This is a genomic window from Pseudomonas sp. R37(2017), assembly GCF_002113375.1.
Taxonomy (GTDB): domain Bacteria; phylum Pseudomonadota; class Gammaproteobacteria; order Pseudomonadales; family Pseudomonadaceae; genus Aquipseudomonas.
In genome coordinates, this window is sequence record NZ_NEHO01000006.1 from 123,226 (window position 1) to 140,218 (window position 16,993).

Below are 16,993 nucleotides of genomic sequence, written 5' to 3' on the forward strand. Positions count from 1 at the left end.
GTGGGAGCAAGCCCGCTCGCGAATGCGATTGAACATTCAACACTGATGTTGGCTGGTACACCGCTTTCGCGAGCAGGCTCGCTCCCACAGGAGATCTGCGGTGATTTCAAGTTTTGCTTAAAGGAGAAATTTCATGCGTTTGGTTCAGTTCGAATTGAGTAACGGCGAACGCCGTGTTGGAGTTGTCGAAGCAGGCCTGGTCCGTGAAGTGCAGGACGTGCGCACCGTTCGCGATCTGGCGCTGGCCGCCATCGAGGCGGGGGCAAGCCTTGAGCAACAGGTGCAGGGTTTCGGCCTGGGCATCAGTCACGACTATGCCGAACTGTTGACGCAACGGCGCATCCTGCCACCGCTGGATCATCCGGACCCGGCGCACATGCTGGTCAGCGGCACGGGCCTGACCCATCTGGGCAGCGCGTCGGCCCGGGACAAGATGCACCAGCAAAGTGGCGACGAAACCGCGATGACTGACACCATGCGCATCTTCAAATGGGGTGTGGAGGGGGGCAAGCCGGCGGCGGATGAAGCCGGTGTGCAACCGGAATGGTTCTATAAAGGCGATGGCAGCATCGTCGTCAGACCAGGCCAGCCGTTTGCGCTGCCGCCGTTTGCCGAAGATGCCGGCGAAGAACCGGAGATCGCTGGCCTGTACGTGGTCGGTCACGATGGCAAGCCGTACCGACTGGGCTTTGCCGTGGGCAACGAATTCTCCGATCACGTCATGGAGCGCAAGAACTACCTGTATCTGGCTCACTCGAAACTGCGCAGTTGCAGCTACGGCCCGGAATTGCGAATCGGCGAACTGCCGCAGCATCTGGCCGGTACCAGCCGCATCCTGCGCGACGGCGAAGTGTTGTGGCAGAACGAGTTCCTCAGTGGCGAGGCGAACATGTGCCACAGCCTCGCCAACCTGGAGTTCCATCATTTCAAGTACAGCCAGTTCCTGCGCCCGGGGGATGTGCACATCCACTTTTTCGGTACCGCGACCCTGTCCTTCGCCGATGGCATTCGCACCCAACCGGGGGATGTGTTCGAGATCACCCAGGCCGAATTCGGCGCGCCATTGATCAACGGCATCGCACCGGTCGCAGCGTCTTTCCAACCCGGCAGCGTCGGCACACTGTGAGGCATTACCCATGATCCGGATTCTTGGTCACAACTATATCGGCGGCCAGCGCAGCGCCGCTGGCAGCGTCAAGTTGCAGAGTGTCGATGCGACGTCGGGCGAGGCCTTGCCCCACGATTTTTCCCAGGCGACAGTGCAGGAAGTCGATGCGGCGGCCAGCGCGGCAGCGGCCGCTTATCCGACCTATCGCAACCTGAGCGCAGAGCGGCGGGCGCAGTTTCTCGATGCCATTGCCGATGAGCTGGATGCCCTCGGTGATGATTTTGTCGCTGTGGTCTGCCGCGAAACGGCGTTGCCCGCAGGGCGGATTCAAGGCGAGCGTGGACGTACCAGCGGGCAGATGCGCCTGTTTGCCCACGTGTTGCGGCGTGGTGATTTCTACGGCGCGCGAATCGACCGGGCATTGCCTGAGCGTCAGCCGTTACCGCGCCCGGATTTGCGTCAGTACCGCATCGGCCTGGGACCTGTGGCGGTGTTTGGCGCCAGCAACTTCCCGTTGGCGTTCTCCACGGCCGGCGGCGACACCGCGTCGGCGCTCGCCGCCGGGTGCCCGGTGGTGTTCAAGGCCCACAGCGGACACATGGCCACGGCCGAGCAAGTGGCCGATGCAATCATTCGCGCAGCCGAAAAAACCGCGATGCCGGCCGGTGTATTCAACATGATCTATGGTGGTGGCGTCGGCGCAGCACTGGTCAAGCATCCGGCCATTCAGGCCGTGGGTTTCACCGGTTCGCTCAAGGGCGGTCGAGCCTTGTGCGACATGGCCGCGGCCCGTGCGCAGCCGATACCGGTGTTCGCCGAGATGTCGAGCATCAACCCGGTGATCGTCTTGCCGCAGGCGTTGCAGGTGCGGGCCGAGACGGTCGCTCGGGATTTGACGGCGTCGGTGGTACAGGGCTGCGGACAGTTCTGCACCAATCCCGGTTTGGTCATCGGCATTCGCTCGCCGTCATTCAGCGCCTTTGTACAGCAAGTGGCCGGGTTGATGGCAGATCAGCCGGCGCAAACCATGCTCAACGCCGGCACCTTGAGCAGTTATGGCCAGGGTTTGCAAAAGCTCCTCGCGCATCCGGGCATCAAGCACCTGGCCGGGAATGCGCAGCAGGGCAATCAGGCACAGCCGCAGCTGTTCAAGGCCGAGGCGGGCTTGTTGATCGACGGCGATGAGGTGCTGCAAGAGGAGGTGTTCGGTCCGGCCACGGTGGTGATTGAAGTGGATGACCATGCACAGCTCACGGCCGCCTTGAGCGGCCTGCGCGGCCAGTTGACCGCCACCCTCGTTGGCGAGCCGGAGGACTTCGAGCAGTTCGCCGGGCTGACGGCGTTGCTGGAACAGAAGGTCGGGCGGATCCTGCTCAATGGCTATCCGACTGGCGTGGAGGTCTGCGATTCGATGGTCCATGGCGGGCCTTACCCGGCAACGTCCGATGCGCGCGGTACCTCGGTCGGCACCCTGGCCATCGACCGCTTCCTGCGCCCGGTGTGTTTCCAGAACTACCCCGACAGTCTGTTGCCGGACGCACTGAAAAACGCCAACCCGCTGCGCATCCAGCGCCTGGTGGACGGCAAGCCGTCGCGCGACGCGCTCTAACCGCGACCCACACACACTGTAGGAGCGAGCATGCTCGCGATGGTCGTCAACGATAACGCCGGGCATCTGATTCCCCGCGGCGCTCTTGCGCCCATCGCGAGCTTGCTCGCTCCTACAGGAATCGGGGGAGTGAGGCGCATTGAGCTATCATTGGGTTTTCCCCATTCAAAGATTGACTGCCATGACTGCTGTAAGCGATACCTTGCTCCACGCCCTCGAACATTGCGGAATGGTGGAAATCGACGGACTGCATGCCTTCGAATTCGCCCTCGATGTCGACGACAACCTGCATATCGAGTGCATGGACGGCCGAGCGGCCAAACACTGGGAGTTCACCCCGGCACAGGTCGACGCCGCAACCTACGATGTCACTCTGCAAAGCTGGTTGATCACCGGTGACTCGGGCGAACACCGTTTGGTGTGCCTGGGCGATGTCATCAGCGGTGACAACGAAGACGACGACCAGGACGATGCGTAACCTCTGGCCCCTGTTGATCGCCGGCAGCATCGGTGCGATGGGGATTCAGGCGGCAGCCGCCGAAGACTGGCAATTGCTCGTCGGTTCCTACACCGCCGGGCAAAGCCAGGGCATCTATCGCCTGATTTTCGACAGCTCCACCGGGCAGATCGGTCCCAAGCCGCTGCAAGTGATCAAAAGCGAAAATCCGTCCTGGCTGACCCTGTCACAAGATCAGCGACACCTGTTCGTGGTCAACGAGAACGGCCCGGGCCAGACTGATCCGGTCGGGCGGGTCAGCAGTTACGCCATCGATCCCAAGACCCATGCGTTGAGCCTGATCAGCCAGGTGCAAAGCCTGGGCAACGAGCCGACCCATTCCAGTCTCAGCGTCGATGGCAGCCATTTGTTCGTCAGCAATTACTCGGTGGCCGAAGACCCCGGTGGCACCCTGGCCGTGTTGCCGGTGAGCGCCGATGGCACATTGAAACCGGTGGTGCAGATGAGCAGTCATCCGGCCAGTTGGGTCAATGCCGAACGGCAGATGTCGGCGCATGTGCATTCGACGGTCCCTTCACCGGACGGCAAGTTCGTGTTCTCCAATGACCTGGGCGCCGACAAGGTGTTTGCCTACCGCTTCGACCCCAAGGCCAACCCGGAACTGCCGTTGACCGCGTCCACCCCTGCATTCGTGCAGTTGCCACCCGGCAGCGGGCCGCGCCACCTGCTGTTCAGCGCCGATGGCAAACATGCCTGGCTGACCATGGAAATGAGCGCGCAAGTAGCGGTGTTCGATTACCACGATGGTCAACTCGTGCAAACGCAGATGGTCGATCTGGCTGCCGGGCAACCCGTCTCAGACAAGGCAGCGGCGGCTTTGCATGCCTCGGCTGATGGCAAATTCCTCTACGTCAGCAACCGCGGTACGGCCAATCAACTGTTGGTGTTTGCCATCGATCCGGCGACGGGCCACCTCAGTGAACTGCAACGTCGGGCCGTGGAGGGTGATCACCCACGGGAATTCAGCCTCGATCCGAGCGGCAAATTCCTGTTGATCGCCAACCAGAAGAGCAACCAGATTGTCGTCGTCGAACGTGACGCCAGGACCGGTCTGCTGGGCAAGACTGTGCAAAAACTGCCGATGGACGCCCCGAGCGACCTCAGGTTTTTGCTGCGTCAATAAGCCACAGGCCCCGGTTCATGGGGCCTGCCTGCTTTTATCAATGACGCTGATATCTGGTACTGCTACAAAGCATTTCAAGGCGTGAACCCTCGAGGGTTAAGTTTGCTTCACGGCCCCACCGGGCAAGTAAGCCAACTGACTTCGAGGAACACCCCATGAATTTCAATCTCTTCTCCGTAATCGCCGCTTCCGCCATCTCGGCTTCCGTTGCCCTGCCTGCCAGCGCCAACGTTGAAATCAGCGACAAGAAATCCCACACCCAGAGCTACACCCAGAAATACCTGCAACAGAGCGCCAACTTCTACGCTGCGCTGGATCACAAAACCCAAGCCTGAGCGTTCAGCCCTGCCTTTATGCAGGAGCGAAGTCACTGATGATCGAAGACCCCGGTAGTGAAAACCGAGTGTCGAAAACGATCAGAGTGATGTCGCTCCTGCATAACGCATTTTTGACAGTATCAATTTACTTTCAACGTTGTGCTTGATGAGTTTTATTGAAGGCTGAAATAGCCTGGCTTAATGATCAACGAAGCTGATAGTCACTATGGAAAACGCTGAGTGGTTACCCAGGCTTTTTTGATCGATTCTGTGGGCATTGAAACATGCCTGTGGAGAGCATCATGGCCAGCACTATTCTCACTTCTGCCAAACATGGCGCTTATGTAGCGATCGGTCTTTACCTTGCCATGGTGCTGTTGGTCAGCCTTTCGGCCCAGTCGCAATCCACCTTCGAAGCACCGATCCAGGTCGCCCATCCCGGTATCCAGTTTGAACACCGTGCCAATCAGGCGCTGGCAGATCAGGCTGACTTCGCGGGAGTCGACGGAGCATGAACCGTTGCAAACTGTTGGTCATCGCCTTCCTTGCATTCATCACCAACGGATTTTCCATACTGGGGATCGGGCAAGGTTCGATAGGTGGAGTGGCGCGGGCGATGGAGGCCAATCACAACATCGCGCGCAACATCGAGACAGCCAAGGCCATGGGGATGCTGGCCGGCAATCCGCCGAGCAAATCCGATAGCGGATTTCTCGGCCCATTCACCGTTGATTGCTCGGCGATCGGGATGTGTGAAGTGTTGATGTGAAATACACAACCCCTGTAGGAGCGAGCATGCTCGCGATGGCGGCCCAGACACCGCGGGGAATCAGACTGCCCGCGTTATCGTTGACGACCATCGCGAGCATGCTCGCTCCTACAGGAAGCGGATGCGGTTACTTCTTCATGATTGATGTGAACAGGTCCGACTCCAAAAGCCGCTGTAGCCACACCTGCAAGCGCAGATAAGGCGTCTGCGCGAACCATTCGCGGTCGACGTGGGCGAACTGGCGCACGAAGGGCAGCAACGCCACATCGGCCAGGCTTGGATGATCGGCCAGCAAATAGTCGCGTCCCTCCAGCAACTCATCCAGTCTTTGCAGAATCACTTCGCCTTCACCGCGATACACCTCCATCGGCTGCTCGGGGTAACGCTCGGCGTACTTGTAGCGATTCAAGTGCACCTTGAACACCTGATCATTCTGCTCGATCAGCGGGGCGATGTGCGCTGCTGCGTCAGGGTCATCCTTGAGCAGCCAGTCCTGGGGATCGTTCTGCGCCAGGGCCCAACGCATGATTTCCAGGCTTTCATCGATCACCTGGCCGTCGACGCTCAGCACCGGCACGGTGCCCTTGCTCGACAGCGCCAGCATCTCGGCGGGCTTGGCCTTGAGGCTGACTTCAACGATGTCCACGGCGACGCCCGCGTAGCGCAAGGCCATGCGTGCGCGCATGGCGTAGGGGCAGCGGCGGAAGGAATACAACGTGTTCATTTCACCTCCAGGGTGCTCAGGCCATTGCCCTGGCGGCGGACCTGGATCTGCACCGGAATCCGTTCATGCATTTCCTGTACGTGGGAAATCACCGCGACCTTGCGGCCCTGGGCCTGCAGGCCGTCGAGGGCGTCCATGGCCAGTTGCAGGGATTGCGGATCGAGGCTGCCGAAGCCTTCGTCGATGAACAGCGACTCGATTTTCAGCGTGCTCGACGCCATCGACGCCAGGCCCAGAGCCAACGCCAGCGAGACCAGGAAGGTTTCGCCACCGGACAGCGAATGCACCGAACGCAGTTCGTCGCCCATTTCGGTGTCCATCACCAGCAACCCGAGCATGCTGCCGCCGCGCTTGAGGCGATAGCGGCGCACCAGTTGACGCAATTGCACGTTGGCGTGGTGCACCAGCAGGTCGAGGTTGTAGGCCTGGGCGATCTTGCGGAAAGTGTCGCCGGTGGCGGAGCCGATCAATGCATTCAAGCGTGCCCAGCGTTGATACTCGTTGTAAGCAGCGGCAATCTGCTGCGCCAGGGCCTGGTTGGCGTTCTGCCGGCGCTGGTCCTCGGCCTGTTCGGCGCGCAGTTCGGCGCAGTGTTGCTCGCTGGTGGCGGCGAGGTTTTGCAGGTCGACCAGCGCCGTGGCCAACTGCTCGGCATCAAGGTGGCCGTTGTGTTGAGCCTGATGATTGAGCAGGTGTTTGTTGCGCTCCTGCACCAGTACGTTGGCCTGTTCGATGGCTTTCTCGCTGTGCTGCAAGCGTTGGCGCAGCTCGCTGACCTGGGCATCGTCGACACGCAGCAGATCTTCGAGGCCGCCGTCATCCAGTTCGGGATGACGGGCACGCCAGTCGCCGATCTTGCCGGCGAGTTCGCGTTCTTCGCTTTGCATTGCGTCCAGGCGCTCCTGCTGCGCCTTGAGTTCGGTGGCGAGTTGCACTGACTGCGTGAGGACGCTTTGCAACGTCTGTGCGGTGCTGGCTTCGGCGCTGCGCGCCTGTTCCACAGCCTGTTCCAGTTGTTGCTGCCAATGCTCGGCGCTGCTGTGTTCGCCGAGTAATTGCCCGAGCGTTTGCTGGCAAGTCTGTTGCTGCTCGGCCAATTCGGTGAACCGCTGTTCAGCGGCCTGCAATTGCTGCGCGCGGCTTTGTTGGCGATCCTGCTCTATTTGCAGGTTTTGCTGGCGCTGTTGCTGCTCGGCCAGTTCTTCCTTTTGTTGTTCGACTTGCGTCAGGCGCTCGGCGATCTGCCGGTCGAGCTGCATGAAGGTCGCGGCCGGTTCGACGCGCAGCGCTTGCAGGGTCTCGGCCGGCAGCAGATTGGCGAATGCATTGAGCTCATCGTCCAGGCGCTGGCGGTCGTTACCCAACTCGCGCTGTTGCTCGCTCAGGTGCTGGGCCGCCTGCTGGTACGCGGTTTCGGCCTGACGCAGTTGCTGGGTCAGGCGCGCGGCATCCTGTTGCAGGGTGAGCAGGGCGTTCTGCCGTTGCTCGTCCTGGCTGATGCTCTGGTTGAGCTGACTGTTTTGCTGGTTGAGCCAGGCGTCGCGTTTGTCGGCGTCCTGATTCAGCAGTTGGGTAGCCAGCGGATGAGCGTCCAGGCTTGGGGCGAGGGCTTGCTGGCGGGTCGCCAGTTGCTCCTGCTGTTGCAGCAGTTCCTTTTGCTGGGCGATCAGACCGCCGACTTCGGCACGCAGGTCGGTGAGTTTTTCCTTGAGCAGGTCGACGGCTTTCTGCGCGTTGGCCTGTTCGCTTTCATCAAAACGGCCGAGGCTTTGCAGCAGTGCCTCCGGCTGATGATAGGGATGCTCGTTGCTTCCACAGACCGGGCATGGTTGATCGTCCTGCAACTGCGCGCGCAGCTCTTCGACACTGGCACTGCGCGCCAGACGCTGGCGCTCCAGCAGTTCGCGAGTGACGTTGAGGGTCTGTTCGGCAAGGCTCAGATCAGCCTTGGCCTTGACCCCGTCCTGGGTCAGGCGCTCACGCTCCTGCTGCGCGGTGAGCTGGCGCTGTTGCAGCTCGGCGCCGCGCTGGTCCAGTTCCTGCCGGCTGGCCCACAAGCGCGTCAGGTCTTCGACGGCGCGCAGTTGTTTACGGTTGTCCTGCAACAGACTGCCGAGGATGCCGATCTGCTCGGCGACGGCATCCGGTTCGGCGCTGGCTTCCTTGAACAGCACCTCCAGTTGCTGCTTCTGCGCGCCGAGGGTTTGTTCGGCGCTGGCGGCGTTTTGCTCGAGGCTGGCCAGTTCGGCCTGGCCCTGATTCAGGCGGTTGCCAATCAACATCAACTGTTGCAGGCGATCACGGTAGGCATTCCAGGCATCGCTCAAGGGTGCCAGATGAGTACTTTGCTCCAGCTCGGTGGCGATGCGTTGCAGATTCCCGGCGCCACGGGCCTGCTGGTCGAGCAAGGTTTGAATCGTGTTCTGGCCCTGGGTGCAGGCCTGCTGCGCCTGTTGCCTGGTTTCGGCACTGAGGGCGGCATCCTTGGCCAGACGGGCGAGGGTGCTTTGCGCTTCGAAGGCCTGACGCAGCAACGGCGTGCTGTCGGCTTGGCGCTGTTGGGTTTCACTCAGCGCGATCCGGGCGGCATTGAGTTGTTGCTCAAGCCGGGCTTGACGCTCACCGAGTTCGCCCTGTTGCTGCGTATGCAGGGCAATGTGCGCCGCCAAGGGTGCCAGCAGCCCATCGACCTCGGCTTTACGCTCGAACTGATGGCGTTGCGGGGCCAGTTGTTCCAGGCGGCTGAACTTCAAACGCTCGCTGGCGAGGGCTTGCCAATGGGTCTGGGCCGATTGCTGTTGCTCGGTCGCGGCCAGATGCTCGTCCTGCAATCGATGCAGGTCCTTGAGCCAGGTGTCCTGCCGCTCAAGCTGCTTGAGTTGCGCCTGTTGGGTCTTGAGTTGCTGCTGCGCCTGGTTGAAACGCTCATCCAGTTCCGCACGGTCCTGGGGCGAAAGCGGCGTCACGCCACTGGCCTGATCCTGCAACAGCTTGTGAGCCTCGCGGGCCTCCTTGGTCTTGTCGAAGGCCCGACGACCGAGGCGGGTATAGAGCGCCGTGTCGGTGAGCTTTTCCAGCAGTTCGCTGCGGTCGTTGTCGTCGGCCTTGAGGAACGCGCTGAACTCGCTTTGCGCCAGCAGCACGGCGCGGGTGAACTGTTCGAAATTCAGTCCCAGCGCGGCTTCGAGCTGGGTCTTGTATTCGCCTTTCTGGCTGGCGAGCAATTGATCCTGATCGATGTCACGCAGGCTCTGGCGGCTGGCCTGCAGCTTGCCGGCGGCCTTGTCCCGGGCGCGATTGGCTTCCCAGCGGGCGCGGTAACGACGGCCGTCGACACCGACGAAATCCACTTCCGCATAGCCTTCGCCCGTGCCGCGACGCAGCAGGGTGCGCGGGTCGCCGGTGGCGATTTCGCCGTCGGCGTCCGGCACCTTGGCGTCGCGGCCGGTGTTGTTCAGGCGTGGTACGGCGCCAAACAGCGCCAGGCACAGGGCATCGAGCAGGGTGCTTTTACCGGCACCGGTAGGGCCGGTAATGGCGAACAGTCCGGTACTGGCCAGGGGTTCGGCGGTGAAGTCGATTTCAAACGGCCCGGCCAGCGAGGCAAGGTTTTTCAGGCGGATCGCGAGGATTTTCATGGTTGTTCGCTCTCCATCTGCACGTCTTGCAACAGCTCGGCAAAGTCCTTGAGGGTCTGCTCGTCGACCTCGCCGCCGTAGTTGTCCTGCCAGGCACGGCTGAACAGTTCCTGAGGCGTGAGCTGGTCCAGTTCGATCAATGGGTTGCCATCGTCGCTGCCGTCACGATTGCCGTTGCCGGCGTACTCGGCGGCAATGCGCACCAGACGCACGGCCTTGCCTTGCAGGGCGGTTTCCACTTGATTGCGCAGGTCGGGTTGCGGTTCGTCGAGGCGCACCCGCACCTCCAGCCATGGCTGACGCTGGATGTCGGCCAACAGGTCGATGTTCGGCAGATCCGCCAGCTGCAGCAGGATCTCGCTCAATGGCGCCGGGCCGATGCGTTGCAGGTTGACGGCGCGGGGGATCAATTTCGGCTCGACGCTGACCAGGGTTTCGCCGTCGAGTCTGATGTCGAGAATCTGGTGCTGATAGCTGATTTCGGAGAATGACAACGGAATCGGCGAGCCGCTGTAGCGAATGCGCTCCTCGCCGTTGACCTTCTGCGGCTTGTGCAGGTGACCGAGGGCCACGTAGCTGATGCTCGGCCCGAACAGGCTGGCGGGCAGGGCCTCGGCGTTGCCGATGATCAGGCTGCGCTCGGAATCTTCCGACACCGAGCCGCCCGCCATGTGCGCGTGGCTGATGGCGATCAGTGCCTGACCCGGTTGGCGCTTGGCGTTGGCGGCTTCGATCAGCCACTCGTGTACCTGACCGATCCCGCGCAGGTAGTTGTCGCCCAAGTGCGCGCCAGTGACTTCCGCCGGACGCAGGAATGGCAGCGCCAGGCACCAACCGGCAATCGCGCCGCTGGCGTCAGGCAGCGGCAGCAACAGGCGCTCGGCGTCCAGTTGCCCGTCATCCAGCCACAGCACGCGACCGAGGGCATGAGTACGCAAACGCCGCATCAAGGGCGCGGGCAGTTCGATCCGCGAGCCGGAGTCGTGGTTGCCGGCGATCATCACGATGGTCAGCGAGGGCTGCTGTTCGTGGGCGCTGACGATGAAGTCGTAGAGGCGTTCCTGGGCTTTGACCGGCGGGTTGACCGTGTCGAAGATATCGCCGGCGATCAACAGCACGTCCGGTTGATCCAGTTTCAACTGGCGCAACAGCCACTCGAGAAAACAGCCGTGTTCGAAATCGCGATCCTGGCCGTGCAGGTTCTGCCCGAGGTGCCAGTCGGAGGTGTGAAACAGACGCATGACAATTTCCATACAGAAGCCACGTTCGTGCGAGGCACGTCCGTGGCTTTGTTGATTACTTGGGATAAAGCGGCGGCAACCCACTCTCACCGACCGGATCCTGAGTCCGTTCGGCCATCGGAATCGCCTTGATCACCCGCCACAGTTCGTCACCTTGCCAGTGTTGGCCGGTTTCGCTGTAGAGCGCGCCGTTCAGGCCGTCGAGGGCGTCGGACAGGGGCACGAAGCGGGCGGCCATGTCGGCCAGGGTTTCCGGTTGCTGCCGGGCCCAGGCGTCGAGGGCCTGGCGGGTGGCGTGGGAATCGTTGGCCTGGCAGGCACGCTTGAGATCGTCGAGCACGGTGCGCGGGCTCGGGCCGGTTTGCGCGACACGCGCCACCGCCGGTTGCCAGCGGCCGCGCCACCAGAGGCCGAAGCCGAGCAGGGTGGTGCAGGCGAGAATCAGGGTGCTGAGCTTCCAGCGCCAGAGTGCTTCGCTTTCGGTGCCGGTATCGACCGACAAGGCACCGGCCGGGGTGTCGACCACCAGGCTCGGGTTGGCCGACACATGCAGCGTGCGGGCGGGCAGGGTGCTGTGTTCCAGATGGTCTTCGAAGGTGTTCCACCAGACCACGTCGACGGTCGGCAACTCGATGGCGCCGGTTCGTGTCGGCACCAGAGCCTCGCGGTCTTCACGACTGCCCACCAGACCGCGTTCGCTGTTCTGGTTGCCGAGCACCGGTTGATCCGGGTAGCGGCGCAGACCGCCGACATCGGTGCCGGGCAGTGGCGGCAGTTGGCTGCTGGACAAGCCTTCGGCCTGCACCGTCAGGCTGCGGGTCAATGAATCGCCGACCTGGGCGTGATCCGGCTCCGGGCTCCAGCTCTCGCTCAGGGTCAGGCTGCGCGCAGGCAGCCAGGGCGCGTCGGCCGGATAGGTAATGGGTTTGGCCTTGACTGTCAGCATCAGTTCGCTCGAGGTGACAGGCATCAGCTTGCCGGTTTTCGGCCCCTGGACGGCATCCTGTGCCGGCTGCGCATCAACCAGCGCGGCGTTGAAGACCTGCGCCGGAATGATCAGTTCGCCACTGTGTTGCGGGTAGATCGCGTAGCGCATTTCGATCACACCGTGGCGCACGCCATCGATGTCTTTTTCGTAGGTGCGTGAGTCGCCCAATTGTTCGATGCGCGCATCGGGGATCTGCAAGGGTGGCAGGCTGCTGTCGTCGTACAGCGACACCGAATGGTAGATGCGCAAGGTCAGGACGGCCTGAGCCTGAACATACACACTGGTTTGATCGAGGCTGGCATCGATGAACACCGGGGCGCGTTTGTTCGGGTTGTCCGGTGTTTCGCTCTCGACCACTTGCAGGGTGATCGGCTGGCTCTGCAGTTCGCCCAGTTGCAGGGGCGGAATCACCACGCTGCCGTTTTGCCGCGGCAGGAGTGTGACGATCCAGCGCGTGGCGGCCTGGTTATCCCCGCCGAGGGTGTTCAACTGGTTGACCTGGCGCGTGCCGCGCACTTCGAACAGCGGCTCCAGCGGCGTCAGGTCAGGTTTGCCGAACTGTGTGACATCGGTGGATTCCAGGGTCAGTTCGACCGTCTCGCCCGAACTCAGGCGACTGCGGTCCACACTGGCGACCAGCTCTGCCGCCTGCGCTTGAGCGGTGCAGAACAACAGGCCATGCAGCAGCGCGAGCAATAAAACGGTGAAGCGGGTCATCGTGTTTCTTCCTGATCCTGATGTTGTTGCTGTTCGTACCAGAATTTGCGCCGCAGCAATTCGCCAGGGTCATCCGGTATTTGCCGCAGCCATTGTTCCAGTGCCTGGCGCTGCTCCCCTTCGATGCTGTCGGTGGCCGGGCGCAAGGGCGGTGTAGTGTGCTGTTCGTCACCCAATTCGCTGCCCGGTACTTCGTTGGTCCCCGGTTTTGGCGTTTTGGTGGGCGCTGGCTCCTGGTCCGGCCTGGCCGGTTGCTCACTGGTTTTCGGATCGCCGCTGCTCTCGGGTTGGGCAGCGGCACCGGGCGGCGGTTCCTGCGCTTGCGGCCGGGTGTCGGCGGCTTTGTCTGGCTCGGCAGGGGGAGGAGTGTTTTTTTCCTTGAGCAGACGTTCCACCAGCGCTTTGTTGGTCAGCGCCGGGCGCAAATCCGGTTGCCGCTCCAGAGCCTGTTCGTAGGCGTCCAGGGCGGCCTCCAACTCACCGCCTTTGGCCAGGGCATTGCCTCGATTGTAGTGGGCGTGGGCATCGTTGCCTTCGGCAAACCGCTCGGCGGCACCGGCGTAGTTTCCTGCTTCATAGAGCGCCACCCCTTGCCACTGATGGTCTTCGAAACGTCGAGCGGCTTCGGCCGGGCGGTTTTGTCTGAGCAAGTGCAGGCCTTGTTGATCAGGGCGCAGCCACAGGTCTGCGAGGTCGAAGGCGTAGCCCGGTTGCGGCAGCGCCAATAGCAGCGGCAGGCAGAGCAGCCAGCCGCGACGTCCCGCGCAGGCCGCGAGCAACAGCAGGGGCAGCAACAGCCAATAACCTTGATCGGCCCAGGTGTCCAGGCGCAGGGTCTGACCGTCGTTGCGCAAGTTGCGTGGGCCGTCGAACAGGCCAAGGGCGTGCAGGTCACTATCGTCCAGGCGCGCCTGGCGAAAGCGTCCATCCAGGTCACTGGCAAAGCTTTTCAAGCCTGGCTCGTCGAGGCGCGGCACGAGAATGGCGCCTTGGTCATCCTTGAGGAAACTGCCGTCCTCCTGGGTGATGGGCGAGCCTTCGGCGGTGCCGATGCCGAGCATCAGGAATTGCGTCGATTTGCCGCCCAGCGCGTGACGGATGCCCAGCCGTTCCTGTTCGGTCAGGGACGAGCCCATCAGCAGGATCCTGCCGTCGCCCAGAGCGGCCTGATCGAGCAGCGCCAGGGCCTTGATCACAGCCAGGTCGGCGCGATGACCGGCCTCTGGCATCAACGACGGTTTCAGTGCATCCAGCAGATTGCGGCTGGTGGAAAGATCGTCCGACAGCGGCACCAGCGTATGGGCACTGCCCGCGTAGACGACAATGGCGGTTTGCGCGTCGCTGCGAATCTGCAGCAGATCGAACAACTTGCGTCGCGCCTGTTCCAGTCGGTTGGGCATGACGTCGGTGGCGAGCATTTGCGGGGTCAGCTCGAGAATCACCACCAGAGGGTCGGCGGGCTTTTGACTGGTCTGCTCGACACGCTGCCAGCTCGGACCCAGCAGGGCGAGCACGGTCAACAGCCAGGCGAGACCGAGGGCGACCCAGGGCAATTTGCTGTCACGTCCACTGCCACCGCTGAGCAGTGCCGCGTGAAAGGCCGGCGGCAGAATCATCTGCCAGCGCCCGGCGCGTTTCTTGCGGTGCCACAGTTGCCAAAGCAACCAGCCCAGCAACGGCAACAACAGCAGCCACCAGGGACGGAACCAGTAGGGCCACAGCGCACTCATCGACGCCTCCGCAGGCGCAGGCGTTTGAGGCGCTGGCGCCAGTCAGGCAGCAGTTGGTTTTGCAAAAACAGATCCTTGGTAAACAGGCGTTGCAAGGGATTGTCCGGCCAGAGTACGGGGGACACCAGCAGCATGCTCAAGCACAGCGCCAGGGCCAGTGGCCAGTGGTACAACGCCTGAGTCGGGCGGGCCTGGGTGGGTTGCTGGGCTACTGGCTCCAGTTGATCAAGGGTGTCCTTGATTGCCTGCAGTTCCTTGCCGTCGTGAGCACGGAAGTACTGGCCTCCGGTGGCCTCGGCAATGGCGCGCAGGGACGGTTCGTCCAGGTCCAGGCTTGGATTGACGCCGAGAAAACCGACCGTGCCACTTTGCTCCGGATCGGCACCGATGCCGATCGGGTAGACTCGCACGCCTTCCCTGGCTGCCAACCGTGCAGCGGTGAGCGGGTCGATTTCGCCGCCATTGTTGGCACCGTCGGTCACCAGTATCAGCACGCGACTTGTGGCCGGACGCAAACGCAGGCGTTTGAGGGCCAGGCCGATAGCATCGCCGATGGCGGTGTTTTTGCCGGCGATGCCGATGCGCGCTTCGTCGAGCCAGACGCGCACGGTGTGCCGGTCGAATGTCAGCGGTGCCTGCACATAGGCCTGGCTGCCGAACAGGATCAGGCCGACACGATCACCTTCGCGACTTTCGAGAAAGTCCCCGAGCAGATGCTGGACCAGCGAAAGACGACTCACGTCTTCGTCCTGCCACTGCATGTCAGGGAAATCCATGGAACCGGAAACGTCCACCGCCACCAGCAGATCGCGGCCGCTGGCGGCTATCGGCAAGGGGTCGCCGAGCCACTGCGGACGCGCCGCCGCGACCAGCAGCAACAGCCACAGCAGAATGAACGGTGCCTGCTGGCGCCAGGCCGGCAAGTTGGCCCGGGCGCGACGTCCGGCCAGGCCTTCGAGGTCACTGAGGAAGCTGACCTTGAGGGCCGGTTCACCACTGTCGGCTACCGGCAGAATGATGCGCATCAGCCACGGCAGCGGCAACAGGGCAAAAATCCACGGCCAGGCGAATTCAAACATGCTTGCGAATCCATGTGTCGACGGCCTGGGTCAGGCCGGCGATGGCCTTGTCGTCGAGTTTGCATTCGGGTTTGTAGGCGCCTTCGACCAGCACCATCCAGCGGGTCAGGCCGGCTGCCGGGCAGCGATTGTCGAGAAACGCCAGCCACTTGCGGCCGTTGAGGGTATGGCTCTGGCTGTAGGGGTAGTGGTTGCGGCACAAACGCTTGAGCAAACCGTTGAGTTGTTGCAGCCAGGCACCGGCCGGTGCGCCATCGTAAGGCTTGGGCATCAGCGCCAGCTCCGCCAGGGCGGCAAGGCGCACCGGGTCAAGCGGCTGCTCGGCACGTACCACGGGGCGCTTGCTCGGAATAAAACGACGCAGCTTCCACAGGCCCAGACCGATCAGCGGCACCACTAAAAGCAGCAGCCACCAACCCGGTGCCGGAGGCCAGAACTCCACCGGTGGCGGGGAGATCAGCGGTTGCAGTTGATCCAGGCTGCTCATCGACCTGCCCCCGCATTCTGTGGGTTCAGGTATTCGCGCAATTGCTCGACCATCTCGCTCTGAGTACTCAACGGCATCATCAGTACCCGTAGTTTCTGCGCCAGCAACTCCCAGCGGGCGATGCGTGCTTCGGCCTGGGCCCGGTAAGTCTGGCGCAGATCGAAATTCAGTGTGTCGAGTTCCAACTGCGCGCCACGCTCGGCGAAACGTAAAAGGCCCGCGGCGGGCAGGGCGTGGTCCAGTGGGTCGGACACCGGCAACAGCAGCAGGTCGCAATGGCGCGATAACAGGCTCAGTTGTTGCTCGGCACTGTCTGACAGTGCGCGTTCGTCGCAGATCACGATCACCAGGCTACCCGGGCGGGACACTTCCCGGGCACGGCGCAAGGCAATGCCAAAGGCGTCGCGGGCCGGTTCGCTCTCGGTATTGAGCGACTGGTTGACCCGCACCAGCCGGTTGAGCAACTGCAGCAGGCTTTGCTTGCTGCGCCGGGGCTTGATTTCGTAGTGCTCGTTGTCGCCATAGACCAGCCCGCCGACCCGGTCGTTGTGCCCCAGGGCAGCCCAACCGATCAGGCTCGCAGCCTGCGCGGCGAGTACCGACTTGAACATCAGGCCGGAGCCGAAAAACAGCCGGCGGCTTTGTTCGACCATGATGAAGATCGGTCGCTCGCGTTCCTCATGGAAGAGCTTGGTGTGGGGTTCCTGCGTCCGCGCGGTGACACGCCAATCGATGGTGCGTACATCGTCGCCGGCCTGATAGACCCGCACCTGATCGAAGTCCACGCCTCTGCCGCGCAATTTCGAATGGTGCAGGCCGATCAGCGGGCTGCGCTGGCTCGGCGTGGAAAACAGCTGCACTTCGCGCACGCGATGGCGCATCTCGATCAGTTCGGCGAGGCTGACACGAATGCCCGGCTCGGGCGGCAGGCTGGCGTTCATCGGGG

General features: G+C 62.5%; 15 protein-coding genes. 7 read left to right on the top strand and 8 right to left on the bottom strand.

From position 1 onward, the window contains the following. Positions 1-133: 133 nt before the first annotated feature. The 7 genes from araD1 (at position 134) to CAG47_RS12580 (ending at position 5,443) form a co-directional block, all read left to right on the top strand. Positions 134-1,126 carry an AraD1 family protein gene (araD1, locus tag CAG47_RS12550; protein WP_085725171.1) on the top strand — a complete coding sequence of 331 codons (993 nt, stop codon included), beginning with the start codon at positions 134-136 and terminating at the stop codon, positions 1,124-1,126. 10 nt (positions 1,127-1,136) lie between these two features. Further along, complete coding sequence (locus CAG47_RS12555; protein ID WP_085725172.1) at positions 1,137-2,717, top strand: aldehyde dehydrogenase (NADP(+)); 1,581 nt, start codon at positions 1,137-1,139, stop codon at positions 2,715-2,717. A gap of 181 nt (positions 2,718-2,898) precedes the next feature. Next, positions 2,899-3,195: a DUF5629 family protein gene (locus tag CAG47_RS12560; RefSeq protein ID WP_085725173.1), complete on the top strand. Its 297-nt coding sequence runs from the start codon at positions 2,899-2,901 to the stop codon at positions 3,193-3,195. Then, positions 3,188-4,357 (top strand): lactonase family protein, encoded by a 1,170-nt coding sequence (locus CAG47_RS12565; protein WP_085725174.1) that lies wholly within the window; start codon positions 3,188-3,190, stop codon positions 4,355-4,357. The genes CAG47_RS12560 and CAG47_RS12565 overlap by 8 nt, the downstream gene beginning before the upstream one ends. A 155-nt stretch (positions 4,358-4,512) precedes the next feature. Further along, complete coding sequence (locus tag CAG47_RS12570; protein ID WP_085725175.1) at positions 4,513-4,692, top strand: hypothetical protein; 180 nt, start codon at positions 4,513-4,515, stop codon at positions 4,690-4,692. Positions 4,693-4,976: 284 nt separating this feature from the next. Then, positions 4,977-5,189 carry a hypothetical protein gene (locus CAG47_RS12575; protein ID WP_085725176.1) on the top strand — a complete coding sequence of 71 codons (213 nt, stop codon included), beginning with the start codon at positions 4,977-4,979 and terminating at the stop codon, positions 5,187-5,189. After that, positions 5,186-5,443 carry a hypothetical protein gene (locus CAG47_RS12580; protein ID WP_085725177.1) on the top strand — a complete coding sequence of 86 codons (258 nt, stop codon included), beginning with the start codon at positions 5,186-5,188 and terminating at the stop codon, positions 5,441-5,443. Before CAG47_RS12575 ends, CAG47_RS12580 begins: the two co-directional genes overlap by 4 nt. A 127-nt stretch (positions 5,444-5,570) precedes the next feature. On the opposite strand, the gene CAG47_RS12585 is transcribed toward CAG47_RS12580, so the two are convergent. The 8 genes from CAG47_RS12585 to CAG47_RS12620 are packed head-to-tail and all read right to left on the bottom strand — an operon-like array spanning position 5,571 to position 16,988. After that, complete coding sequence (locus CAG47_RS12585) at positions 5,571-6,167, bottom strand: glutathione S-transferase (RefSeq protein WP_085725178.1); 597 nt, start codon at positions 6,165-6,167, stop codon at positions 5,571-5,573. Continuing rightward, entirely contained in the window at positions 6,164-9,805 is a 3,642-nt protein-coding gene (locus CAG47_RS12590; protein WP_085725179.1) for an AAA family ATPase, read from the bottom strand. The genes CAG47_RS12585 and CAG47_RS12590 overlap by 4 nt, the downstream gene beginning before the upstream one ends. After that, on the bottom strand, positions 9,802-11,046 hold the full coding sequence (locus tag CAG47_RS12595; protein WP_085725180.1) for an exonuclease SbcCD subunit D C-terminal domain-containing protein: 1,245 nt from the start codon (positions 11,044-11,046) through the stop codon (positions 9,802-9,804). Before CAG47_RS12595 ends, CAG47_RS12590 begins: the two co-directional genes overlap by 4 nt. Positions 11,047-11,101: 55 nt before the next feature. Further along, the gene (locus CAG47_RS12600) at positions 11,102-12,751 is read right to left on the bottom strand and encodes a BatD family protein (RefSeq protein ID WP_085725181.1); all 1,650 of its coding nucleotides are present in this window, start codon (positions 12,749-12,751) and stop codon (positions 11,102-11,104) included. Beyond that, entirely contained in the window at positions 12,748-14,481 is a 1,734-nt protein-coding gene (locus tag CAG47_RS12605; RefSeq protein WP_085725182.1) for a tetratricopeptide repeat protein, read from the bottom strand. Before CAG47_RS12605 ends, CAG47_RS12600 begins: the two co-directional genes overlap by 4 nt. Then, complete coding sequence (locus tag CAG47_RS12610) at positions 14,478-15,560, bottom strand: VWA domain-containing protein (RefSeq protein ID WP_085725183.1); 1,083 nt, start codon at positions 15,558-15,560, stop codon at positions 14,478-14,480. The genes CAG47_RS12605 and CAG47_RS12610 overlap by 4 nt, the downstream gene beginning before the upstream one ends. After that, complete coding sequence (locus tag CAG47_RS12615; RefSeq protein ID WP_085725184.1) at positions 15,553-16,047, bottom strand: DUF4381 domain-containing protein; 495 nt, start codon at positions 16,045-16,047, stop codon at positions 15,553-15,555. The genes CAG47_RS12610 and CAG47_RS12615 overlap by 8 nt, the downstream gene beginning before the upstream one ends. Beyond that, positions 16,044-16,988 carry a DUF58 domain-containing protein gene (locus CAG47_RS12620; RefSeq protein ID WP_085725185.1) on the bottom strand — a complete coding sequence of 315 codons (945 nt, stop codon included), beginning with the start codon at positions 16,986-16,988 and terminating at the stop codon, positions 16,044-16,046. Before CAG47_RS12620 ends, CAG47_RS12615 begins: the two co-directional genes overlap by 4 nt. Between the last annotated feature and the right edge of the window lie 5 nt (positions 16,989-16,993).